Below are 23,388 nucleotides of genomic sequence, written 5' to 3'. Positions count from 1 at the left end.
GCAGGGCGGCGAGCAAGGAACCAGTCGATGAAGCATTTCCATTCCCCACGCCAGAACTCGCGCGGCTTCCGCGCGGCGGCGAACGGAGCGCGTCCATGAGCAGTCTGCGCGATGCGATGAGCCACGCAGCGCTGGGCTGGGTCAAGCCCGAGCTGGACGAGACCCTGCGCCAGGTGCGCAACGAGGTCGAGTACTACGCGGAAGATCCCACCGATGCCAGCCGCATGCGCATCTGCGCCGGCTACCTGCACCAGGTGCAGGGCACCCTGCGCATGGTCGAGCTGTATGCCCCGGCGATGGTGGCCGAAGAGCTGGAACAGCTGGCCAACGCCATCGGCGCCGGCCGTGTGGCCGACCGTGATGAAGCCTGCGCGACCCTGATGCGCGGCAGCGTGCTGCTGCCGGACTATCTGGAACGCCTGCAGAACGGCCATCGCGACATTCCGATCGTGCTGATGCCGCTGCTCAACGAGATCCGCGCGTCGCGTGGCGAAGAGGGCGTCAATGACAGCGTGCTGCTGGCCTTTGCGCCGGACAGCGTCACCGCCACCGAGGCCGAGCTGGACCATGCCCGTGGCAGCCTGAGCGGGCGCAACCGCGAGCTGCTCGACACGGTCGGCAGCGCGGTGAAGGAAGAACTGCTGCGCATCAAGGATGCGCTTGACCTGCACCTGCGCACCGGCGGTGCGCCGGAACAGCTGCAGACCCAGGCCAACGAGCTGGGCGCGGTAGCCGATACGCTGGGCATGATGGGCCTGGGCGTGGCCCGCGGCGTGGTCGTGCAGCAGCGCGACGCGCTGCGTGGCGTGGTCGAGGGGCGCCAGCAGATCGACGAGAACCTGCTGCTGGATATCGCCGGTGCGCTGCTGTACGTCGATGCCTCGCTGGACGACCAGGTTGCCCATCTGGGCGCCGGCGGCAGTGGCGAGGACGATCCGAGCGCGGTGGAGAACCGGCGCACGGTGGAAGTGCTGGCCCATGAAGCCATCGCCAACTTTGCCGCCGCCCGCGAGCATTTCGTCGCCTTCATCGAAACCAGCTGGAACCATGCCGAGCTGCAGGACGTGCCGCGCCTGCTGGGCGATGTGTCCGGCGCCCTGCGCATGCTCGACCTGGGCACCGCCGCCGATTACCTGCGTGGCGTGCAGCAGTACATCGAGGCCGAACTGATCGGCCGCCAGCGCGTGCCCAGCGGCCGCCAGCTGGACACCCTGGCCGATGCCATGGCCAGCCTGGAGTACTACCTGGAAGCCCTGCGCGATCGTCGCCCGGGCCGCGAAGACATCCTCGAAATCACCCGCAGCAGCCTCGAGGCGCTGCGCTACTGGCCGCTGCCCGAGCGTAATGCCGTCGCGCCGGATGCGCTGGCGGTACTGGCGGTCGAACCGGAGCCGGTTACCCTGCAGGCCGAACCGCTGCAGCCGGAACGCATCGAGATTCCGGTGCAGCCTGCCGCGCCCGCTGCCGGCGACATGCCGACGCCGCTGCCGGACTTCACCTTTGATCCGCCGCCGGCCACCCCGGCGCCGATGGTGTCCGACAACCGCCTGATGTTCGGTGCATTGGGCACTGTGGCCGCCGTGGCCGCCAGCACCGGTGATGCCGACGCCTCGCCGTTGCCGACGCACGATGATGCCGAGGCATCGCTGGTCTTCGCGGCGTCCAGCGCACCTGCACCGGATGTCCCGCAGTGGGAGTTGGCGCCGTTCCACTCGGAGGGCGACGTGGTCGCGCCTGCCGATGACGAACGCAGCCCGACCTTCGCCAGTTTCGATCCGGTCAGCTTCGAGCTGGCAGACAGTGGCCACTCCGGTGCACCGCAGTGGTCGCTGTCCGAGGCACCGCAGGTGCTTGAGGAAACCGTAGCGCCTGCGATCGACGAGACGACGGACGCCATGGTTTCGTCCGCGACCGGATTCGATGCTGCACCAGTGTTCGATCCGGTAGCGGCCGAGCAGGACGCGGTTGCCGAGTCCGACGACGTGGTGTTCCGCTTCGACGCCGACGCATTGGACAACGCTGACGACGTACTGTCGCTGCATGCGATGGAAACGCTGTCGCTGGACGATGACGCCGGGTTGCATCCGGCGCTGGAGATCGTCGATGCCGTGGTGCTGCCGCCGGTCGATGCATCGCCTGCGGCGGAGGTCGAGGTGGACGAAGCTCCGGATGACCTGCCGGCACCGTCGTTCACGCCGCCACCGATCGAAGCGCCCGCCCCGGCAGCGGAAATCTCGGCACCGGCCGTGTCGGTGATCGATATCGACACCATCGCGCCGATCGATTTCAGCGAAGCCGATGCCCAGTTCTTCGCCGAGCTGAGTGCAGCTGCTGCCGGCTTCAATCCGCAGGCGATGCCTGCGGCGGCGGCACCGGAGGAGGTGGTTGCGACCGACGCCGACACCAATGCCGACGCGAATGCGGGCTTCGACGCCGGCTTCGACGACGACGCCGAGAACATCGACGAGGACATCCGCGAGGTGTTCCTGGAAGAGTTCGACGACGAGCTGGCCAATCTCGGCACGCTGCTGCCGGCGTGGCGCGTGCAGCCGGACAACATGGACCGGCTGCGTCCGATCCGCCGCATCTTCCATACCCTGAAGGGCAGTGGCCGCCTGGTGGGCGCGCGCACGCTGGGCGAGTTCGCGTGGAAGATCGAAGGCATGCTCAACCGCGTGCTGGATGGCAGCCGCGCCGCGTCGCCGGCGGTGCTGGCGATGGTCGACAACGCACATGCGGCGCTGCCGCAACTGAACGCGGCGCTGCGCCATGGCCAGCGCATCAGCGTTGACCTGCAGGCCATGCAGGCCATCGCCGATCGTGTCGGTGCAGGCGAGGAAACCTACTACGTACCGCTGCCGGGTGCGGCTGCGCCGGTTGTACCGGTTGCCGAAGCCGACGGTGAAGACGAGATCAGCCGCATTCTCGACGCCGAGTCCGCCGCTTCGGCGCCGACCGATGCCGTCGTGGAGGCCGAAGTCGTCGGCACGCCGGCCAACATCGACAGCGTGCTGCGCGAGATTCTCGAGGCCGAGGTGGAAGTCCACCAGGCCACCCTGCAGGACTGGCTGCGTTCGGCGCAGCAGGCACCGCAACCGGTCAGCGATGCACTGCTGCGCGCGGTGCACACCATGAACGGCGCCTTCGCGATGACCGAAGTGCCCGAGATCACGGCTGTGACCGGCGGCGCGGAGTCCTACATCAAGCGCGCACTGGCCGCCGAGGTGGTCCCGGGTGATGAAGGCGTGGCCGCCCTGGATGCGACCGCGCAGGCGATCACCGCCACCATGGAAGCATTGCAGGCCGAACAGCCGCGCATTGCGCCGCAACAGGTGCTGGTACAGCGCCTGCAGGCGCTTGCTGGCGAGCTGCCGGAAGCGCGCTGGCCGATGGTGGGCCTGGAAGACGAAGAAGACGATCTGGCGCTGGATGACCAACCCACAGCGGAATCGGATGTGGAAGCATCGACGGCCATCGCGTCCGGAACCGATGCTGTACCGCTTTCGTCTGTCGCACCGGAGCAGGAACCGGAGGCACATGACGATGCTGCGCAAGCTCCGGTCGCCGACGTGGCGATCGAAGCCGGGCTGGAGGTCGGTGAGCTGACGGCCAGCGACGATCTTTCGCGCTACTTCGATGCCGGATGGCCGTCCGTGCCGGGTGAGCAGGAGGCGTCGCTGCCGGTGGTCGAATCGATCCAGGTGGCCGACGATGTTCCAGGCGTTGCCGTAGCCGGCGCCGAGGCGGAGTCCGAAAGCGTGCCGCCGTTGTCCGACGATGCCGGTTTGACCGTCGTGGATGATCTGTCGCCATACCTGGATGCCAGTGCGCTGCCGGTCGACGACCGCGACGCCGAAGAGATCCCGGTCGCTGTCGAAGCCGTCGCATCTGACCTGAATGCGCCCTCGGCCGATCACGCGCACGCCGTTGATGCCGTGGCGTTCGAAATGCCTGCTGCACTGCCACTCGACAGCGAGCTGTCGAGCCTGCAGGATGAAATGGCTGCGCCGGGGTTTGCAGAACCGGTCTCGCTGGAAGCCGCGCTCGAGGCCGGCCTGCACGTGATCGACGAAGAGCAGCCCCTGGCCGACGACGGGCAATGGCCCGTGCTCGGCCTGCAGGCCAGCGAACTCGCGCCGGGCGAGGCGGAAGCCTTTGCCGAGGATGCGGACGTCGGCGGGGAGGCGGCGATCGGTGAAGGAGAGAGCGCCGATCAGCCGTCCCCGGCGACGGTGAATGAGGAGATCGCGGAGTCCGCTGCGCCGGCCACCGCCGAACCGGTGCGCTTCTTCGAACTGGAAGACGCGCCGGGCCAGGCGGATGTCCACGCCGAAGCCGAAGCCGCCGACGTCGATGCGGTTGCCGTGTCGGATGCCGTGGCAGCCGGCACGCCTGAAGCCGACGTGCCTGAAACCGTGACACCTGACGTCCTTGCCATGCCGGTGCTGGAAGACAGCGCCGATGCGCTCGACTTCAGCGTCTACGATCGCGAGCTGGTCGACATCTTCGTCGAGGAAGGCAAGGACCTGCTCGACCACTGCGATGGCCTGATCAGCGAGCTGCGTGATGCACCGCAGGACCGCGAGGTGCTGGCCGGCCTGCAGCGTGACCTGCATACCCTGAAGGGTGGTGCACGCATGGCTGGCATCAACGCCATCGGCGATCTCGGCCACAGCATCGAATCGTTGCTGGAAGCCGTCGCCGCCGGTCGCACCGAGATCGAACGCCGCGATGTGCAGTTGCTGGAGTGCGGATTCGATCGCCTGCACCAGCTGCTGACCCGCACCGGTGACCACCGCGTGGTGGAACCGGCGCAGGATCTGGTCGACGCGTTCGAAGTGCGTACCACGACCGATATCGCTGCTGCGGCGGCGGCAGCGGCAGCCAACGTGGCGAACGTCGCAGAAGCCGCGTCGGCACCGGTCGCCAGCCCGGCGCCGGCACTGCTCGATGCGCCGTTGTCGGCACCGCTGCCGGCCGAAGGCGTTGTCGATGAAGATCCGCTGGCGCGCCCGCAGCAGGAACAGGTGCGCGTGCGCGCTGATCTGCTCGACCGCCTGGTCAACCATGCCGGTGAAGTGGCGATCTACCGTTCGCGCCTGGAACAGCAGCTTGGCGCCTTCCGCGGCGCGATGGGCGAACTGGAGCGCACCAATGCGCGACTGCGCGACCAGCTGCGCCGCCTCGACCTGGAAACCGAAGCGCAGATCGTCGCCCGCTACCAGCGTGAGCAGGACCAGGCCGATCAGAAGTTCGATCCGCTGGAACTGGACCGCTTCTCCACCCTGCAGCAGCTCAGCCGTGCGCTGAACGAATCGGCGGCCGACCTTGGCGGCCTGCAGGGTGTGCTGGACGATCTGTCACGCCAGTACGACTCGCTGCTGCAGCAGCAGTCGCGCGTCAGCTCCGAGCTGCAGGACGGCCTGATGCGCGCGCGCATGGTGCCGTTCGATGGCCTGGTGCCGCGCCTGCGCCGCGTGGTCCGCCAGTCCGGCATGGATACCGGCAAGCAGGTGCACCTGACCCTGGAGGGCACCCACGGCGAACTGGACCGCAACGTTCTCGACCGCATGGTCGCGCCGCTGGAGCACATGCTGCGCAACTCGGTGGCCCACGGCCTGGAAGCGCCGGAACAGCGCCGCGCCGCCGGCAAGCCGGAAGAGGGCGAAGTCGCCATCCGCCTGCACCGTGAAGGCTCGGAAATCGTACTGGAAGTGGCCGATGACGGTGCCGGTCTGGACCGTGAAGCGATCCGCCGCCGCGCCATCGATCGTGGCCTGCTGGCCGCCGATGCGCAGCCGAACGAGCAGGAACTGGACAACCTGATCTTCGCCTCCGGTTTCTCCACCGCCGACCAGGTCAGCCAGCTGGCGGGTCGTGGCGTGGGCATGGACGTGGTGCGCAACGAAGTGCGCCAGCTCGGCGGCTCGGTCGACATCCAGTCGGTGCGTGGCCAGGGCGTGCGCTTCACCCTGCGCCTGCCGCAGACGCTGGCCGTCACCCAGGCGGTGTTCGTGCAGATCGGCGAAACCACCTTCGCCGTGCCGGTGGCCTCGGTCAGTGGTATCGGTCGCCTCTCGCGCGAACGCTTTGAGGCTGCCGACAGCAGCTACCGCTACAGCGGCGAAGACTATCCGCTGTACGACCTCGGCAGCCTGGTCGGCCAGGCCCCGGCGCGTGCCGATGGCCAGGACCAGGTGCCGCTGCTGCTGGTCCGCGCCGGTGACCTGCGTGCTGCCGTGGCGATCGACCAGGTGCTGGGCAACCGCGAAATCGTGGTCAAGCCGGTCGGCCTGCAGATCGCATCGGTACCGGGCATCTACGGTGCCACCATCACCGGCGATGGCCGCGTGGTGGTGATCCTGGACGTCGCGCCGCTGGTGCGCCGTTTCCTGGCCAATCCGACGGCACCGGTGCTGGCCAATGCGCCGCGCGACGAACGCCAGGTGCCGTTGGTGATGGTGGTCGATGACTCGCTGACCATGCGCAAAGTGACCGGCCGCATCCTGGAACGCCACAACTTCGAAGTCAGTGTCGCCCGCGATGGCGTGGAAGCACTGGAGCGGCTGGAAGAGCGCGTGCCGGACCTGATGCTGCTGGATATCGAGATGCCGCGCATGGACGGTTACGAGCTGGCCACCGCGATGCGCGACGACCCGCGCTACAAGGATGTGCCGATCGTGATGATCACCTCGCGCAGCGGCGACAAGCACCGCCAGCGCGCCTTCGAGATCGGTGTCCAGCGTTATCTGGGCAAGCCGTACCAGGAACTGGACCTGATGCGTAACGTGTACGACCTGCTGGGGATCGCCCGTGTCCGTGAGTGAAACCCATCCGGCCCCGGCCGTTGCCCTGCTGGCCCGCCCTGGTGCGGCGCGCGAACGCCTGCGCGAGGCGCTGTCGCATGCAGATGTGCAGCTGGTCCTGGAAGATGATCCGAACGGCCTGGAGCCACAGGTCCTGCAGGCTGCGGATCCACAGTTCGTGGTGATCGCGCTGGAAGCTGCCATCGAGGACGCACTGGAACGGCTGGAAGCCGTGCTCTCGGCACCGGGGCTGACCCTGGTGTTCGATGAGGCCGAGCTGGCCGCGCGCCGCGACGGCTGGGAGGCCCAGCGTTGGGGGCGCCATCTGGCCGCCAAGCTGCATGGCCACCAGCAGGTGTTGCCGCCGGGTGCCGAGGAAGAGCCCAGCCTGCAGCTGGAGCCCGGCCATCCGGCGCCCGCGCCGGCGCCACAGGAGGAAGCCCTGCAGCCCCACCTGGAGCAGGCGCTGAGCTGGGCCGATGAGGTTCCGGCAGACGGCCTGTATTCGCCTCCGGCACACCTGCACGAACCGATCGCGCTGGAGCAGGCCCTGGCGGCGCTGCAGCCGGTCGTGCCCGAACCCCTGGAGCCGCCTTCGCCGCCGCAGGCGCTGGCCGAACCGGTGGCGCCTGCGGCACCGCCGATCTCCTTCGATCACACCGCCTGGTCGCTGGTCGAGGAATCGATCGAAGCGCCGGTACCGGCAGAAGCCGTGGCATCGGTCGCCGTGCCGCAGCCCTCCTTCGATACCGATCATCTGAGCCTGGTCGATCTGGATGCCGCCGCCCCGGCCGGTGCGCGCGCCGCGTCGCTGCTGGTGCTGGCCGGCATCGGTGGCCCGGATGCCTTGCGTCGCCTGCTCGGCGCACTGCCCGCGTCGTTGAGCGTGCCGGTGCTGGTGCACATGCGCCTGGATGGTGGCCGCTACGGCAACCTGGTCAAGCAGATGTCGCGCGTTTCGCCGTTGCCGGTGCAGCTGGCCGAGGCCGGCCAGCACGCCGTACCGGGCGAGGTCCACGTGCTGGCCGATGATATCGGCGTGCGCGCGGCCAGCGATGGCCTGCATTTCCAGAGCGATGCCACTGGTATTTCGCTCGCTGCATTGCCGGCCGAACACACCGCGCTGGTGCTGCTCAGCGGTGCCGACCTGGCTCACGTCGGCCCGGCGCTGGACCTGGCGGCTGCCGGTGCCTGGGTGGCCGGGCAGGTGGGCGAGGGCTGCTACGACCCGGCTGCAGCCACTGCGGTGGTTGCTGCCGGCATGGTGGCCGGTGAACCGCAGGAACTGGCGCAGGCGATTGCCGCGCGCTGGGGTGAGCAGGACGACAACGGAGAAGCACCATGAGCTACGCCAGCAATGACGAAATCCGCGGCGTCCTGATCCAGGCCGGCAACGAGCGCGTACTGCTGCCCAATGCCACCGTGGCCGAAATGATGTCGCGCGTGCCGGTGCAGCCGGTCTCCGATGCGCCGCGCTGGCTGGTCGGCGAGATCGGCTGGCATGGCTGGCAGGTACCGCTGGTGTCGTTCGCACGTCTTTCCGGGCTGGGCGAAGAGACGGTGGCCGGCCACAACAAAGTGGTGGTACTGAAGTCCCTCAGCGGCAATGCGCAGCGCCCGTACTACGCGCTGCTGACGCAGAACTTCCCGCAGCTGATCTCGGTGCCGCGCGACGGCCTGCTGGCCGACGCCTCCGAAGAAACCCTGCCGCAGATCGTGCACATGCGCGTGCTGCTGGGTGAGCAGAGCGCGCTGCTGCCGAACCTGGACGCGCTGGAAGCGGCGCTGGATTCGCTGGCGGCCTGATCGGGAACCCGCCGGTCGGATTCCCGGTCGTGCCGGCCGCTGGCCGGCAATCTCGTTATTCCCTGGATGCCGGCCAGCGGCCGGCACTACCACGAACCAGCATTACCCCAGATCGCCCAACCGCGCCTGCAACGCCGCGATCGCGGCCAGCCCGGCCGTTTCCGTGCGCAGGATCCGCGGCCCCAGTTGCAGCCCCTGGAATCCTGCCGCGGCCAGTTGATCGCGGTCGCGCGGCGACCAGCCGCCTTCCGGGCCGATCGCAATCACGATGCCGCCGGCCGGAGCGGCTTCCAGCGTCGACAGGCGATGCGCCCCCTGCGGATCCAGGGTCAGCCGCAGCGAATCGGCTGGCAGCGCCGCCGCAGCCTGCGCCAGCGACAGCGGGGATCCCACCTGCGGAATGCGCGCACGCCCGGACTGGCCGCAGGCCGAGGTCACCACGTTGTTCCAGTGCGCCACGCGCTTCTCGGCCCGTGCCGCATCCAGCTTCACCTCGGTGCGCTCGGCGTTGACCGGAATGATCGAGGCCACGCCCAGTTCGGTCGCCTTCTGCAGGATCAGGTCCATCTTCTCGCCACGGGCGATGCCCTGCAGCAGGGTGATCGCCAGCGGCGATTCGTTGTCGATGGCCTGCACCGCGTCGATGCGCACCTGCACTTCGCGCTTGCCGGCCACGGTCAGCGTGGCGCTGTAGTCATGGCCGTCGCCGTTGAACAGCACGCAGGTGTCTCCCTCGCGCAGGCGCATCACCCGCACCAGATGGTTGGCGGTCTCTTCCGGCAGGGTCACGGTCTGGCCGCTGTGCAGCGCCAGGTCGATGGGGCAGCGGGTCACGCGCATGCAATCGCCTCGTCGATGGCCGCCAGCGTGGTGTGTGCCAGCAGCTCCAGTTGTTCGTCATCCACGCAATAGGGTGGCATCCAGTACAGCACGTCGCCCAGCGGGCGCAGCACCACGCCGCGCTTGAGCGCGGCCTTGTAGGCCTGCAGGCCCAGCCGCAGGCCCGGATCGAACGGCGTGCGCTTGTCGCCGTCGCGCGACAGCTCGAAGGCCACCACCATGCCGGCCTGGCGCACGTCGGCCACGTGCGGGTGGTCGGCAAACGGTGCCGCCAGCGTGCCCATCACCGAGGCGATGCCCCGGTTGCGCGCGATCACATCGTCGTCGCGGAAGATGTCCAGCGTCGCCAGCGCTGCGGCGCAGGCCAGCGGGTTGCCGGTGTAACTGTGCGAATGCAGGAAGGCGCGCTCGCGCGAGTCGTCGAGGAAGGCGTCATACAGCGCCTGCGTCGCCAGTACCGCGGCCAGCGGCAGGAAGCCGCCGGTCAGTCCCTTGGACAGACACATCAGGTCCGGCATCACCCCGGCCTGCTCGCAGGCGAACAGGGTGCCGGTGCGGCCGAAGCCGGTGGCGATCTCGTCGGCGATCATGAACGCGCCATGGGCATCGCACAGTTCGCGCACGCGCTGCAGGTAGACCGGGTCATGCATGCGCATGCCGCCGGCACACTGCAGGCGCGGTTCCAGGATCACCGCGCAGATCTCGCCCGGGTGCTGGTCGAACAGCGTGGCCAGGCCATCGGCTGCCTGCCGCGCGCGATCGGCCGCGCTCTGGCCGGGTTCGGCCAGGTAGGCATCGGGCGAGGGTGCGAACAGGCCTTCGGCCAGCAGCGGTGCATAGACGCGGCGATACAGCGGAATGTCGCCCAGCGCCAGCGCGCCCAGGGTTTCGCCGTGGTAGCCATTCTCGAGCGCGATGAAGCGCGTGCGGCGCGGCTCTCCGCGGTTCTGGAAATACTGGAAGGCCATCTTCAGCGCCACTTCCACGCCGGCTGAACCATTGTCGGCATAGAACACCTTGGCCAGCGGCGCGCGGCCGGGCTGGCGGGGGGCCAGTGCCAGCAGGCGTTCGGCCAGGGTGATCGCAGGCTCGTGGCCGAAGCCGGCCAGCATCACCTGTTCCAGCTGCCCGGCCTGGGCGGCGATGGCGCCACCGATGCGTGGTTCGGCGTGGCCGAACAGATTGGTCCACCAGCTGCTCACCGCATCCAGATAGCGGTTGCCGTCGTGGTCGATCAGCCAGGCACCTTCGCCACGGGCGATCGGCACCAGCGGCAGGGTGTCCGGATGCTCACGCATCTGCGTGCACGGGTGCCACAGCACCTGCAGGTCGCGCTGCCGCCAGTGGCGGGCCAGCGGGGAGGGGGTTGGGTCTGCTAGCATTTCGGGCTCATGAACATGTTGCTGCCTGCACATTCTATCGGCCCCGGCGCAGCCGCCGGGCGCCGCGGAGATTCCGCATGAACGATGACCGTGCCGGCCGTCGCTTGCCGATCATCCATCGGATCACCGATGAGGAGAACGGCCCCTTCCAGCGCCAGCACCTGGACCTGGAGTTCTCCAACGGCGAACGCCGCCGCTTCGAGCGCCTCGTCAGCCGTGGGCACGGTGCGGTGGTGGTGGTGCCGATGCTCGATGACGAAACCGTGCTGCTGGTGCGTGAATACGCCGCCGGCATGCACCGTTACGAGCTGGGGCTGGTGAAGGGCCGTATCGATGCCGGCGAGACGCCTGAGCAGGCGGCCGACCGCGAACTGAAGGAAGAAGCCGGTTATGGCGCGCGCCGGGTCGACGTGCTGCGCGCGATGACCCTGGCTCCGACCTACATGAGCCACCAGTCGTGGCTGGTGGTGGCGCGCGACCTGTACCCGGAAAAACTGGCCGGCGACGAGCCCGAAGAGCTGGAAGTGGTGCCGTGGAAGCTGGCCGAACTGGACCAGCTGATGCTGCGCGAGGACTTCTCCGAGGGACGCTCGCTGGCGGCGCTGTTCATTGCCCGCCAGTGGCTGCAGGGAACGCGATGATCAAGCTGACGACGGACCTGCGCGAGACCGCCATCGCCATCGCCCAGGAAGCCGGACAGGCCATCATGCAGGTGTATGCCGATGGCTTCGACGTGCAGATCAAGGACGACAACAGCCCGGTCACCGCCGCTGACCTGGCCGCCAACCAGGTCATTGAGCTGGGCCTGCGCCAGCTGACCCCGGACCTGCCGATCCTGTCCGAGGAATCGGCGCAGGTGGGCTGGGAGCAGCGCCGCCACTGGGGCGCCTACTGGCTGGTGGACCCACTCGACGGCACCCGCGAGTTCGTCAAGCGCAACGGTGAGTTCAGCGTCAACATCGCCTTGATCTACCAGGGCGCGCCGGCCTTCGGCGTGGTGCTGGCGCCGGTCACCGGCATCGTCTGGCATGCCATGCGCGGTGAACTTGCCTATCGGCGGCAGGGCCTGCACGACACCGTGCTGCGTACCCGCACGCCGGCCACTGCTCCGCTGCGCGTCGCCGCCAGCCGTTCGCACCGCTCGCCGGAAACCGAGGCGCTGCTGGCGCGCATGGGCCGCATCGAGACCATCGCGCAGGGCTCGTCGCTGAAATTCTGCCGGATTGCCGAAGGCGGCCTGGATGTCTATCCGCGGCTCGGCCCGACCTCTGAATGGGATACCGCCGCCGGCCAGTGCGTGCTGCATGCCGCCGGTGGCGCGGTGCTGTCGGCGGCGACCGGCAAGCCCTTCCGCTACAACCGCCGCGAGACCCTGTTGAACGGCGATTTCATTGCCCTTGGTGATACCAGTCTGCCGTGGCGCGACTGGTTATCCGACTGAACCTGGAGCCCGCATGAGCGCGCACGATACCCCCACCACCGGCAGTGCCGCCAGCAACGAACTCGAGCGCCTGCTGTCGATCATGGCGCGACTGCGCGATCCGCAGGGCGGCTGCCCGTGGGACCTGGAACAGGACTTCGCGACCATCGCGCCGTACACCATCGAGGAAGCCTACGAGGTCGCCGATGCGATCGACCGGGGGGACCTGGACGATCTCTGCGACGAGCTCGGCGACCTGCTGCTGCAGGTGGTGTTCCACGCACGCATGGCCGAGGAGCAGGGGGCATTCGCCTTCGCCGAGGTCGCCCGTGCGATCAGCGACAAGATGCAGCGCCGTCACCCGCACGTGTTCGCCGATGTCAGCGTCGACGATGCCGATGGGGTGATGCGCAACTGGGAGGCGATCAAGCGCGCAGAGCGTGCCGCCAAGGGCGAGCAGGACACCTCCGCACTGGCCGGTATCTCGCGTGGCCTGCCGGAATGGCAGCGCGCCGTGAAGCTGCAGTCGCGCGCGGCCAAGGTCGGGTTCGACTGGCCGGGCCCGTTGCCGGTGCTGGACAAGGCGGCCGAGGAGCTGCAGGAGCTGCGCGAGGAATTCGAGCGCGGAGATATCGCCGGCAACAAGGCGCGCCTGCAGGAAGAACTGGGCGACCTGCTGTTCGTCTGCGCCAACCTTGCCCGGCACGCCGATATCGATCTGGGCGCCGCACTGCGCGGGGCCAACCACAAGTTCGAGCGGCGCTTCCGCGCGATGGAAGCGCAGGCCGCCGCCCAGGGCGAGGCGCTGGCCGCACTGGACCTGGATGCGCAGGAAGCACTGTGGCAGCACGCCAAGGCAGCGGAAAAAGCGTGAAGACGCTCGGCCTGTTCCTGCTGACCGCGCTGGCCGAGATCATCGGTTGCTATCTGCCGTGGCTGTGGCTGCGCAAGGGCGGCAGTATCTGGCTGCTGCTGCCGGCGGCGGCCAGCCTGGCGCTGTTCGCCTGGCTGCTGACCCTGCACCCCACCGCCAGTGGACGGGTCTATGCCGCCTACGGTGGCGTCTACATCGGCACCGCGCTGTTCTGGTTGTGGCTGGTCGACGGCATCCGCCCCAGCCGCTGGGACCTGTTCGGTGCAGCCCTGTGCCTGGCCGGCATGGCGGTGATCATGTTCGGTCCACGCACGCCCCCGGTGTAACGTCGAGCCAGGCTCTACAACGGCCGCCGGGCCACGCCCGGCAAGCGCGCAGCGGCGCCTCCGCGGAAGGCGCATGATGGCAGTGACCACGGCCCCGGAGCACGCACATGTCCCGCTTCGCCAGCTTCCGCGAGTTCTACCCGTTCTACCTCAGCGAGCACCGCCACCCGGTCTCGCGGCGAATGCATTTCATCGGCAGCTGCGGAGTGCTGCTGCTGGTGGCTGCTGCCGTGCTGCGCGGCCAGCCGCTGCTCCTGCTGGCCGCGTTGTTCTGCGGTTACGGATTCGCCTGGGTCGGTCATTTCTTCTTCGAGAAGAACCGCCCGGCGACCTTTCGGCATCCGCTGTATTCATTCATGGGTGACTGGGTGATGTTCGCCGACATCCTGCGCGGGCGGGTGCGCCTGTAGCAGGCGGTTGCGGGGGAAGCCATTGCCTCGCCCGAAAGGGAAAGGGTGGGGCGGGCCGCGCTTCCGCTTCCACGAACCGCTGCGCTGCGGCACGCCTGCGGGCGACCGATCTGGGATAATGGGGATTCTTGTTTCCTCTGCTGCCGGATCCGGTCATGACCCAGAAGACGCTGCTCAACGATACCCACCGCGCCCTTGGCGCCAAGATGGTCGATTTCGGGGGTTGGGACATGCCCATCCACTACGGCTCGCAGCTGGACGAGCACCACCTGGTGCGCCGCGAGTCCGGTGTGTTCGACGTCAGCCACATGACCGTGGTCGACCTGCGCGGTGACCAGGTCAAGCCGTTCCTGCGCCGCCTGCTGGCCAACTCGGTCGACAAGCTGAAGGTGACCGGCAAGGCGCTGTACTCGTGCATGCTGAACCCGCGCGGCGGCGTCATCGACGACCTGATCGTCTACTACCTGGGCGACGATTTCTTCCGCATGGTGGTCAACGCCTCCACCCGCGAGAAGGACCTGGCGTGGCTGCGCGAGCAGGCGGCACCGTTCGGCGTTTCCGTCGAGCAGCGCCCGGACCTGGCCATCCTCGCCGTGCAGGGCCCGCAGGCGCGCGACATCGTGATCGGCCTGGCCCGCGAAGTCGACCGTGCAGCGCTGACCAAGCTGGGCCGCTTCGCCGCCCTGCAGGCGCAGTCCGACGACGGCGTCGAGCTGTTCGTCGCCCGCACCGGCTACACCGGTGAAGACGGTTTCGAGATCCTGCTGCCGCAGGATGCCGTGGTCGCCTTCTGGAACCGCCTGCTGGCGGCAGGCGTGAAGCCGGCCGGGCTCGGCGCGCGCGACACCCTGCGCCTGGAAGCCGGCATGAACCTGTACGGCCAGGACATGGACGAAGCGATCAGCCCGTATGAAGCGGCGCTGGCCTGGACCGTGTCGCTGGATGAAGGCCGCGACTTCATCGGCCGCGACGTGCTGGAGGCGCAGAAGGCCGCCGGCACCGCGCGCCAGATGATCGGCCTGGTGATGGACGAGAAGGGCGTGCTGCGCCACGGCCAGGCGGTGACCACCGCAGGCGGCCAGGGCGAGATCCTGTCCGGCACCTTCTCGCCGACCCTGGCCAAGGGCATCGCCTTCGCCCGCGTGCCGGCCGGTGAACTCGGCGAGGTCACCGTCGACATCCGCGGCCGGCAGGTGCCGGTGCGCGTGGTCAAGTTCCCGTTCGTGCGCGAAGGCCAGGCCCAGCCCGGCGTGCTCGCCGACGCCTGATCCGAACGTGCCGGTCGTCACTGACAGCAGTGGCGGCCGGTTGGTTACACTAGCCCCGTTTTTTCCACCCCTGCATATCTCTGGAGCAGTCCCATGAGCGAGATCCCCGGCGACCTCAAGTTCCTCAAGTCCCATGAGTGGGCCCGTGTCGAAGGCAATGGCCGCGTCACCGTCGGTATTTCCGACCACGCCCAGGGCCTGCTGGGTGACCTGGTCTACGTCGAACTGCCGGAAGTCGGCGCCGACGCCAAGGCCGGCGAGCAGATCGCCGTCGTCGAGTCGGTGAAGGCCGCCTCGGACGTCTACAGCCCGATCAGCGGCAAGGTCGTCGAGGTCAACTCGGCCCTGTCCGACAAGCCGGAAACCATCAACGAAGATGCCTACGGCGAAGGCTGGATGTTCGTGGTCGAACTGACCAACGCCGAAGAGGTCAACGAGCTGCTGGACCCGGACGCGTACGCTGAAGCCCTGGAGAACGAAGACCACTGAGTCGTCGTTTCCGGATTCTGGAACGGCCACCTTCGGGTGGCCGTTTTTGTTTTGGCGACCGCGTCGGACTCATGACGCGGGGTTCGCTGCGCACCCTCGGCGTGGCATCAGCCGACAGACGAACGGTGCCGATGGGCGTGCGCAGTTTTGCGCAAATCCGCGTTTCAGCCCCGCGCCGAAGCGTTCGAATGTGAAAACTTTTCGCCCCCCGTTGCGGCGCCGTTGTGCTGGCGTTGGCGGCGGTGCCGGTGACCATCGACGTTGCGCGTGCGCTGTTGTGCCCAACCTGCGCCTATCTGCGCGGAGTGCTTATTTCAAGTGTTTTTTGATCAACGCCTGCATTGGCATCGATGCAGGCAACGCGCGTGCGCGCCGCTTCCGCCGTCGTTGCAGGCCGTGCAGAGTGGTGGCGCCGGCGGCGCCCGGGACGGCGCGGATGTGAAAATTTTTCGCGGGGGTTGTTGACAGTAAAAAAAACCGTGATTAGGTTTCGCCTCAGCAGACCTTGCCTGCCCAACCGAGTGCGCAGAATCAATCGTCCGATGCGAAGCAGCCCCTTCAAGACCACCGCGACCCTGATGACGGTGGACATGGCCCCGCTTCCCCCGGAGAAATGCAAGGCAACTCCCGTTCCGATGCCCGCTCCGCCGATCGAGGCGGGCATTGCCGCATCCGTAACGGCGCGCCTGACGCGCCGGCGGTCCCCGCACGCAGCATCCGCGGGTTTGATCCAACTGGGCGTTTCAACTCCCTATCACTGACGAGGAGCCATCCCATGGCAACCAAGAAAGCTGCGAAGAAGAAGCCCGCCGCCAAGAAAGCGGTGAAGAAGGTCGCGAAGAAGGCCGCTGCCAAGAAGGCAGTGAAGAAGGTCGCGAAGAAGGCGACCGCCAAGAAGGCAGTGAAGAAGGCTGCGAAGAAGGTCGCCAAGAAGACCACTGCGAAGAAGGCAGTGAAGAAGGCGGCGAAGAAGGTAGCCAAGAAGTCCACTGCCAAGAAGGCCGTCAAGAAGACCGCGAAGAAGGCCGTCAAGAAGGTAGCCAAGAAGGCCACCAAGAAGACTGCCAAGAAGGCTACGGCCCGCAAGCCGGCCAAGAAGGTCGCAAAGAAGGCGACTGCCAAGAAGGCCGTCAAGAAGACCGCCAAGAAGGCAGTAAAGAAGACCGCGAAGAAGGCCACCAAGAAGGCTGCCCCGAAGAAGGCAGCGAAGAAGGTTGCCAAGCGCAAGCCGGCCGCCCGCAAGAAGAAGGCCGCTCCGGTCGCTCTGCCGGCAACCCCGGCGCCGCTGATCTAAGTACTTCCCGATAGCCGCATCCTGAAACCCCCTTCCCTGGCTGCCCAGCGGGGAGGGGGTTTTTTTATGGGCCGTTTGTAGCGTCGAGCCAGGCTCGACTGTTTTGCTGACGATCGGCGCTAGCCCTGCGGCGCCGCTGGAAAGCGCTCCACCAGGAAGTCGAGGAAGCTGCGCAGGCGGGTGGAGTGGTAACGGTCGTGCGCATAGACCACGTGCATCGGCCGACCGGCCTGGCCGTGTTCTGGAAGCAGCTGCACCAAGCGCCCAGCCTCGACATCGCCGGCCAGCAGCAGCGTCGATTGCAGGACGATGCCCAGACCCTGCAGCGCCGCCGAACGCAGGGCTTCGCCATTGTTGATCTGCAGCCTGCCATCGGGCACGCGGTCGAGCCCGCCAGCATCGGCCTGCAGCCACTGTGCAAGTGCGCTGGGTTCGAACGACAGGCATTGATGGCCGGCAAGTGCCTGCACGCTGAGTGGCGTGCCATGCCTGGCCAGGTACGCCGGCGAGGCGCACATCATCAGGCGATAAGGGGTCAGCGCACGCGCCACCAGCATGCTGCTGTCGGCCAGCGTGCCGATCCGAAGCGCCGCTTCGAAGCCCTCTTCTGCAAGGTCGACCACACGATCGGTCAGCGTGGCGTCGACCCGGACATCCGGATAGCGCCCCATGTACTCGGCCAGTGCCGGTACCAGCGCATGCGTGCCGAAGATCACCGGTGCACTGATGCGCAGCGTGCCCGCCGGTGCCAGGTGCTGGTGCTGCGCCTGCGCGTCGGTTTCCTCCACCAGGCGCAGGATCTCCCGGCAGCGGGTGTAATAGTCTTCGCCGAACGGCGTCATGTGCTGGCGGCGCGTGGTACGGCTCAACAGCTGCATGCCCAGCCGTGCTTCCAATGCTCGCAGGTGCTTGCCGGCCATCGTCGCCGAGATGTCCATCGCCGCGGCTGCCGCACTGAGGCTGCCCTTGTCCACGATCAGCACGTAGACCTGCATGCTTTCCAGCAGGTTCATCTGACACCCCGGGTGTTGAATGCTGAAACCTGCGCGGAGTTTATCAATCAGGGGTGATCAAACAGCATGTCGTGCACGGGCCGGATGTGCCGGCCATGCTGACAGGAGAACACCATGGACTTGAATCTTGCAGGCCGTACCGCGTTGGTGACGGGCGCGGCCAGCGGCATCGGTGCCGCCGTCGCCAGGCAGCTGGCGGCCCAGGGCGTGCGCATTGCCATCACGTCGCGGCAGCGGGCGCCCCTGCAGGCGCTGGCGGCGCGGATCGAAGCCGAAGGCGGCGCCACACCTGTCATCGTGGCTGGCGATGTCACGGTTGCCGGCGACGTCCGGCGCATCGCGGACGCATCCCGTGAGGCATTGCAACGTGTCGACATCCTGGTCAATGCCGCAGGCGGTTCCCGGCCGACCACGGTCGATGCCGATGACGATATCTGGGAGGAAGCGATTGCCCTGAACTTCTCCGCCGCGCGACGGCTGACCCAGGCGCTGTTGCCCGGCATGCAGGCGCAGGCTTGGGGACGGGTGATCAATTTCAGCGGTTCGATGGAACCGCGGGCGGTGAACGCCGCCACCGCGGCGAAGGCGGCATTGCACCTGTGGAGCAAGGGCCTGTCGTCGGAGGTGGCCGGGCAGGGCATCACGGTGAACGCGATTGCACCGGGGCGCATCAACAGCGCGCAGATCCTGGACCGCCTGCACCCCACCGAGGAAAGCCGACGCGCGTTCATCGCCCGCAACATCCCGATCGGACGCTTCGGCGAACCTGAGGAAGTGGCGCCGCTGGTGGCGTTCCTGGCCTCGCCGCTGGCCGCCTACATCACCGGTGCGGTGATTCCGGTGGACGGCGGCATGCACTACTTCGCGCACTAGCCCCGCATGTGTAGCGTCGAGCCGTGCTCGACTGCTTCTTCGTGTCTGTAGAGTCGAGCCGTGCTCGACTGCTTTGCACGAACAGTCGAGCAGGGCTCGACGCTACAACGGCCAACAAAAAGGGCGGCCCGCAGGCCGCCCTTCATGCTCACTGTCGAGCCCGGCTGATCAGCGCGGCGAAGCCACCGCGCGATTGCCCGAGGCGCCCTTGCCCTTGCGCTTGTCCTGCTGCGCCGGGCTGGCGCCCTCGGCCATCAGGTTGTCGCTGCCGAAGTCAGTGTCCACGTCCAGCCAGCGCTGCGCCGGCAGGCCGAGCGCGGAGTCGAGCACGGTCGGCAGCAGGCCGCTGGGCAGGCCGCTTTCGCCATTCCAGAGGATGGCGATGCCGAGATCGCGTTCCGGCACCAGTGCGACCAGGCCGCGATAGCCCTGCACGGCACCGGCATGGAACACCACGTCGTGGCCGGCGTAGTCGAAGGTACGCCAGCCCAGTGCGTAGCCGGCCGAATGCAGGCGCTCGCGGCGCCAGCCCGAACGCATCTCGCCGGGGGTGTTGATCAGGCTCGAATGCAGGGTGGCCAGCAGGGGGGCCGGCAGTACGTCGGGGCGATGGCCGGTGTGGGCCAGCAGCCACTGCGCCATGTCGCTGGCGCTGGCGTTGACGCCGGCCGCCGGAGCAACGCGGTAGTAGGTCGGCTTCGGCGTCAGCGAAACCCAGCCGTTACGGCTGCGCACGTGTGGGCGCGCCCAGCGCGAGCTGGCCTGGATGCCGGCCAGGCCGAGGCTGGCATCGTTCATGCCCAGTGGCTTGAAGATGCGGCGCTCGACCGACTGCTCGTAGAAGCTGCCGGAGGCCGCATAGACAACGTCGCCGATCAGGCTGAAGGCCACGTTCTGGTAGGCGTAGCAGTCGCCCGGCAGGCACTTCAGGCTGGTGTTGGCCAGCTTCTGGGTCAGCGAGTAGTACTCGGCGTTGCCTTCGATGTCGCGGTCGTAGGCGTTGTACGGCAGGCCGACGCGATGGCTGAGCACGTCGGCCACGGTCAGGCGATCGGTGGCTTCCGGCGAGTTCAAGCGGAAGCCCGGCACGTAATCGGTGACCTTGCTGTCCCAGCGCAGCGTGCCGTCGTTGACCAGCAGGCCGGCCATGGTGCCGGCGAAGGCCTTGGACAGCGAGGCCAGGCGGAACACGGTGTGCGCATCGACCGGCAGCGGATTGTTGACGTCGGTGACGCCATAGCCGCGCGCGCTGAGGATGCGGCCGCCCTGCACGATCGCCACCGCCATGCCTGGCACGCGCTCGCCATAGGTCAGCTGCTGCGCCATCGATTCGATGTTGGCGACGTTGAAGCCAGCCGCCGGCGCCTGGACGTGCGGCACCAGGCCGGTGCGGTAGGCCGCAGGCTGGGTGTGGGCGACGGTGGGAGCCGTCGCGGATTCGATGTTGGTCGGCATCGGCGGCAATGCCGGCGGTGTCTGCGCGGTGGTGGACAATGCAACGGGCATCAACATGCCCAGCAAACCGGTGGCCGCCGAACGGATCGGACGACGCAGGCTGTTCTTTTTCATCGGTTGGACCCGTGCGCGACTGCTGATGGCGATTCTAGCGCCGCTTTTCCCCTGTGCACAAACAAAGCGAAGATGAATGCGCATCTTGTTGAAAAAGTTGGAATTTTGATGCCCCGAAAGTGTGTATCGGAACGTGTCATCCCGGCCGGTCGTCGTGCCCATCCGCAGGCGCGGGGGCGCGTCACGCTGGCGATGTTGCGGTGCATTGGCTAACGTACGCGCTTCACTGCCCCGGAGCCTGCCATGCTGCTGTCCAACCGCCGTCTGTGGGCGAGGGGCGCTGCGTGAGCGCTGCACCGGGCAAGGGGCCGCTGCGAGGCCTGACGGCGGCGCTGCGCGAGTCGCCGGCGCTGTGGTGGTCGTTCCTGTACTTCTTCTGCCTGCTCAGCGGCTACTACGTGCTGCGCCCGGTGCGTGAGGCCATGGCCGCCTCGGCGGACCTGGAAACGGTGTTCCCGCCCGTGCTGATCGCCTGGTTCGCCAGCCACGGCGTCGCGTTGAAGGACTTCGTCCTGCAGTTCCTGTTCTCCTGCGTGTTCGTGATCATGCTGGCGCTGCAGCCGGTGTACGGCTGGCTGGTCAGCCGCTTCCCGCGGCGGGTGTTCCTGCCGGCGGTGTATGGCTTCTTCATCGTCACCCTGCTGGGGTTCTACGTGCTGTTCGACAGCGGCATACCCGGCCGGGGCATGGCCTTCTTCTTCTGGGTCATGGTGTTCAACCTGTTTGCGGTGGCGGTGTTCTGGAGCTTCATGGCCGATGTGTTCTCCAATGCGCAGGCGCGTGCCTACTACGGCTACATCGGCGCCGCCGGTACCCTGGGAGCCTTCCTGGGCCCGTTGATCACCAGTGCGCTGGTGCAGCGCGTGGGCATCGCCAACCTGATGCTGGTCTCGGCAGGGTTCCTGGTCGTGTGCCTGCTGTGCATCTGGCGGCTGCGTCACTGGGCGGTGCTGCGCGAGCGCGAACAGCAACTGGTCTCCGGCGAGCAGCCGATGGGCGGCAGCGTGCTCGACGGCCTGAAACTGATCGTGCGCGAGCCGCTGCTGCGTTGGCTGGCGGTGATGGTGGTGTTCGGCGTGGGCGTCGGCACGCTGCTGTACAACCAGCAGGCCAGCATCGTGCGCGCGTCCTTCACCGACCCGGCGGCCAGTACCGCGTTCTTCTCGCGCATCGATCTGGCAGTGAATGCATTGGCGCTGCTGATGCAGGTGGGCCTGACCCGCTGGCTGTTGTCACGCCATGGCATCGCGCCGGCGCTGCTGATTCCCGGGTTCGCGATCCTGATCGGCTTCTCGGTGCTGGCAGCCTCGCCGATGCCGTTGATGGTCGCGGTGGTGCAGGTGATGACCCGTGCCAGCGAGTTCGCGCTGGCCAAGCCGGCACGCGAGACGATCTACACGCGCGTGGACCGGCAGTGGCGCTACAAGGCCGGCGCGGCGATCGATACCGTGGTGTACCGCGGCGCGGACCTGGGTTTCACCTGGGTCCACAAGGCGCTGACCCTGTTCGGTTCGCACGTGGTGTTCATCGGCGGCGTGCTGGTGGCCGGCTTCATGACCCTGGCTGCGTTCGGCGTGCTGCGCGAAGAAAAGAAGCTGCCGCGTGATCGATAGAGCGCCGATTGATGCTTGAAGGCCGTGCAACTATAGGCTCATGCAGGGTTGTTGATTGTCTGGTTTCGGGGAGAGTGGGATGATCAAGGGGAGCACGAAGGACCACGTTCTGGACGAGGCTCAGTTGGAAGCATGGGTGTTTTCGGTACTGGAGCTGGTCAGCCAGCTACGAAATGGGAATCTGGAGAGAACGCTCTTCGCCAACGCCCTTGATGAGGAGGAGGATGTCGGAGGATGGCTCAAGGGCAACCTCGGGCTGATGAACTTCTCGGCGCGTGGATTTGGCGGTCGGCTCATCTTTCCGCACGTTATCGGCCCCAGCTCCCGAGCGTTGGCGAGGGTGGTCGATGCAGCCCGACGCGATCTGGAATTTGATGTTCTTACCCGCACCACACACGGAAAGTTGAACGTCCTTCGCCGCAGCAATGACCTGAAGCCAGACGCCTGGTTGAGTGCTGTTCCCCAACTCACCGCGGGGCGGTTGAAAGGCGGGTCTCGAGCCGGCAGGGGAGGTCAGAAGAGGCGGCAGGGCCCTGGCGGAGGCGAGGAGCAACTCCGTCATGCCGATCAGTGTGCAGGGTACCCGCACAAGCGATCGGTCTACCACGACTCGGAGTTCCTGCTGCTCAACTACTTTGATCTGGCACTTCGGCGGCTCTACCGGTTCTCCCATTGGAGGCGGATGGAGGGGGTGTTGTATCTTTTTACGGAGCGACGCCCTTGCAGTGATTGCTGCCATGTCATCATCCAATTGCTGCGTCGCTATCGCAGGATCCAGTTGGTGATCGTTCGGGCAACAGGAGGGCGCGGCTCTGACGAGAACATGCTGGAACGGTTGTCGCAGCATCCAAGGGTTCATCTGCGGAAAGTGGTGGTCCAGCCAGTAGGTGTGGAACTCTCCTCGCCATTATCCGTCGTGGAGACGGGGCCCTTGGCGCTTCCGTACCCTGATGGGACACCGCGTAGAGGTTGGTCGCCCAAGGGTGCAGAAATGCGGCGTTGACCATCACCATCACCATCTGGAGGCTGGATTTGATATGCAAGTGATCGCCCTGTTGCTGACCGTGCTGGTCGCTGTGCTGCACCTGTACTTCCTGGTGCTTGAAATGTTCCTGTGGACCCGCCCGCTGGGCCTGAAGACCTTCCGCAACACGCCGGAGAAGGCCGAGACCACGCGCGTGCTGGCGGCCAACCAGGGCCTCTACAACGGCTTCCTGGCGGCGGGCATCGTGGTGGGGCTGGTGATCGATCAGCCGGTGCTGGTGACGTTCTCGCTGGCCTGCGTGGTGGTGGCCGGGTGCTATGGCGCCTACAGCGTGAGCCGCCGCATTTTCATGATCCAGGCGGTGCCGGCGATCCTGGCGCTGGTGTTGCGAGCGCTCTGAAGTCGGCGCGTGCTGGCAGG

Annotated in this window: 20 protein-coding genes; 15 read left to right on the top strand and 5 right to left on the bottom strand. The window is 67.3% G+C overall.

The genetic code is table 11. The annotated features are described in order from the left end of the window. Positions 1 to 95 precede the first annotated feature (95 nt). The 3 genes from DFO63_RS06795 to DFO63_RS06785 are packed head-to-tail and all read left to right on the top strand — an operon-like array spanning position 96 to position 8,612. Entirely contained in the window at positions 96 to 6,827 is a 6,732-nt protein-coding gene (locus DFO63_RS06795) for an Hpt domain-containing protein (protein WP_119006644.1), read from the top strand. After that, positions 6,814 to 8,151, top strand: coding sequence for a chemotaxis protein CheB (locus tag DFO63_RS06790; protein WP_119006643.1), 1,338 nt, complete (start codon positions 6,814 to 6,816; stop codon positions 8,149 to 8,151). The genes DFO63_RS06795 and DFO63_RS06790 overlap by 14 nt, the downstream gene beginning before the upstream one ends. Continuing rightward, positions 8,148 to 8,612, top strand: coding sequence for a chemotaxis protein CheW (locus tag DFO63_RS06785; RefSeq protein WP_014648089.1), 465 nt, complete (start codon positions 8,148 to 8,150; stop codon positions 8,610 to 8,612). The genes DFO63_RS06790 and DFO63_RS06785 overlap by 4 nt, the downstream gene beginning before the upstream one ends. A 102-nt stretch (positions 8,613 to 8,714) precedes the next feature. Here DFO63_RS06785 and DFO63_RS06780 read toward each other — a convergent pair whose 3' ends face one another. After that, complete coding sequence (locus DFO63_RS06780) at positions 8,715 to 9,452, bottom strand: 16S rRNA (uracil(1498)-N(3))-methyltransferase (protein ID WP_049442978.1); 738 nt, start codon at positions 9,450 to 9,452, stop codon at positions 8,715 to 8,717. After that, a complete protein-coding gene (bioA, locus tag DFO63_RS06775) occupies positions 9,443 to 10,834 on the bottom strand; it encodes an adenosylmethionine--8-amino-7-oxononanoate transaminase (RefSeq protein ID WP_049442979.1) in 1,392 nt (463 codons plus the stop codon). The genes DFO63_RS06780 and bioA overlap by 10 nt, the downstream gene beginning before the upstream one ends. A gap of 77 nt (positions 10,835 to 10,911) precedes the next feature. Between bioA and nudE the strand changes: the two genes are divergently transcribed. From nudE to gcvH, 7 genes are all read left to right on the top strand, one after another. Continuing rightward, positions 10,912 to 11,475: an ADP compounds hydrolase NudE gene (gene nudE, locus DFO63_RS06770; protein ID WP_005418435.1), complete on the top strand. Its 564-nt coding sequence runs from the start codon at positions 10,912 to 10,914 to the stop codon at positions 11,473 to 11,475. Beyond that, positions 11,472 to 12,275: a 3'(2'),5'-bisphosphate nucleotidase CysQ gene (gene cysQ / locus DFO63_RS06765; RefSeq protein ID WP_014038179.1), complete on the top strand. Its 804-nt coding sequence runs from the start codon at positions 11,472 to 11,474 to the stop codon at positions 12,273 to 12,275. Before nudE ends, cysQ begins: the two co-directional genes overlap by 4 nt. A gap of 13 nt (positions 12,276 to 12,288) precedes the next feature. Beyond that, positions 12,289 to 13,128 (top strand): nucleoside triphosphate pyrophosphohydrolase, encoded by an 840-nt coding sequence (gene mazG, locus DFO63_RS06760; protein WP_049442980.1) that lies wholly within the window; start codon positions 12,289 to 12,291, stop codon positions 13,126 to 13,128. Beyond that, positions 13,125 to 13,454, top strand: a complete 330-nt coding sequence (locus DFO63_RS06755) for a YnfA family protein (RefSeq protein ID WP_049442981.1) — start codon at positions 13,125 to 13,127, stop codon at positions 13,452 to 13,454. Before mazG ends, DFO63_RS06755 begins: the two co-directional genes overlap by 4 nt. A gap of 107 nt (positions 13,455 to 13,561) precedes the next feature. Next, positions 13,562 to 13,864, top strand: coding sequence for a DUF962 domain-containing protein (locus DFO63_RS06750; RefSeq protein ID WP_119006642.1), 303 nt, complete (start codon positions 13,562 to 13,564; stop codon positions 13,862 to 13,864). Between the two features lie 155 nt (positions 13,865 to 14,019). Continuing rightward, positions 14,020 to 15,132: a glycine cleavage system aminomethyltransferase GcvT gene (gene gcvT / locus DFO63_RS06745; RefSeq protein WP_119006641.1), complete on the top strand. Its 1,113-nt coding sequence runs from the start codon at positions 14,020 to 14,022 to the stop codon at positions 15,130 to 15,132. Positions 15,133 to 15,225: 93 nt separating this feature from the next. After that, complete coding sequence (gene gcvH / locus DFO63_RS06740) at positions 15,226 to 15,621, top strand: glycine cleavage system protein GcvH (RefSeq protein ID WP_006464497.1); 396 nt, start codon at positions 15,226 to 15,228, stop codon at positions 15,619 to 15,621. A 292-nt stretch (positions 15,622 to 15,913) separates the two neighbouring features. Here the strand turns inward: gcvH and DFO63_RS21950 are convergent, their stop codons facing one another. Beyond that, positions 15,914 to 16,285 (bottom strand): hypothetical protein, encoded by a 372-nt coding sequence (locus DFO63_RS21950; RefSeq protein WP_147416398.1) that lies wholly within the window; start codon positions 16,283 to 16,285, stop codon positions 15,914 to 15,916. Positions 16,286 to 16,396: 111 nt separating this feature from the next. Between DFO63_RS21950 and DFO63_RS06735 the strand changes: the two genes are divergently transcribed. After that, positions 16,397 to 16,915 carry a hypothetical protein gene (locus DFO63_RS06735; protein WP_032130057.1) on the top strand — a complete coding sequence of 173 codons (519 nt, stop codon included), beginning with the start codon at positions 16,397 to 16,399 and terminating at the stop codon, positions 16,913 to 16,915. Between the two features lie 119 nt (positions 16,916 to 17,034). Here DFO63_RS06735 and DFO63_RS06730 read toward each other — a convergent pair whose 3' ends face one another. Further along, positions 17,035 to 17,928: a LysR family transcriptional regulator gene (locus DFO63_RS06730; protein WP_119006640.1), complete on the bottom strand. Its 894-nt coding sequence runs from the start codon at positions 17,926 to 17,928 to the stop codon at positions 17,035 to 17,037. Between the two features lie 114 nt (positions 17,929 to 18,042). Here DFO63_RS06730 and DFO63_RS06725 point away from each other — a divergent pair, with 114 nt between their 5' ends. After that, positions 18,043 to 18,801, top strand: coding sequence for an SDR family oxidoreductase (locus DFO63_RS06725; RefSeq protein WP_119006639.1), 759 nt, complete (start codon positions 18,043 to 18,045; stop codon positions 18,799 to 18,801). 168 nt (positions 18,802 to 18,969) lie between these two features. Here DFO63_RS06725 and DFO63_RS06720 read toward each other — a convergent pair whose 3' ends face one another. Further along, positions 18,970 to 20,370 (bottom strand): serine hydrolase domain-containing protein, encoded by a 1,401-nt coding sequence (locus DFO63_RS06720; protein ID WP_075676850.1) that lies wholly within the window; start codon positions 20,368 to 20,370, stop codon positions 18,970 to 18,972. Between the two features lie 284 nt (positions 20,371 to 20,654). Between DFO63_RS06720 and DFO63_RS06715 the strand changes: the two genes are divergently transcribed. From DFO63_RS06715 to DFO63_RS06705, 3 genes are all read left to right on the top strand, one after another. Continuing rightward, complete coding sequence (locus tag DFO63_RS06715; protein ID WP_119006994.1) at positions 20,655 to 21,983, top strand: MFS transporter; 1,329 nt, start codon at positions 20,655 to 20,657, stop codon at positions 21,981 to 21,983. Positions 21,984 to 22,062: 79 nt separating this feature from the next. Continuing rightward, positions 22,063 to 22,986, top strand: coding sequence for a hypothetical protein (locus tag DFO63_RS06710; RefSeq protein ID WP_049442988.1), 924 nt, complete (start codon positions 22,063 to 22,065; stop codon positions 22,984 to 22,986). A 34-nt stretch (positions 22,987 to 23,020) separates the two neighbouring features. Further along, positions 23,021 to 23,368 (top strand): DUF1304 domain-containing protein, encoded by a 348-nt coding sequence (locus DFO63_RS06705; RefSeq protein WP_014038168.1) that lies wholly within the window; start codon positions 23,021 to 23,023, stop codon positions 23,366 to 23,368. The last annotated feature ends 20 nt before the right edge of the window (positions 23,369 to 23,388 follow it).

Origin of the sequence: Stenotrophomonas sp. AG209 (assembly GCF_003550055.1) — a bacterium.
GTDB lineage: Bacteria > Pseudomonadota > Gammaproteobacteria > Xanthomonadales > Xanthomonadaceae > Stenotrophomonas.
Note: the sequence above shows the minus strand (reverse complement) of the source record. Positions and strands in the feature narration are given on the sequence as shown.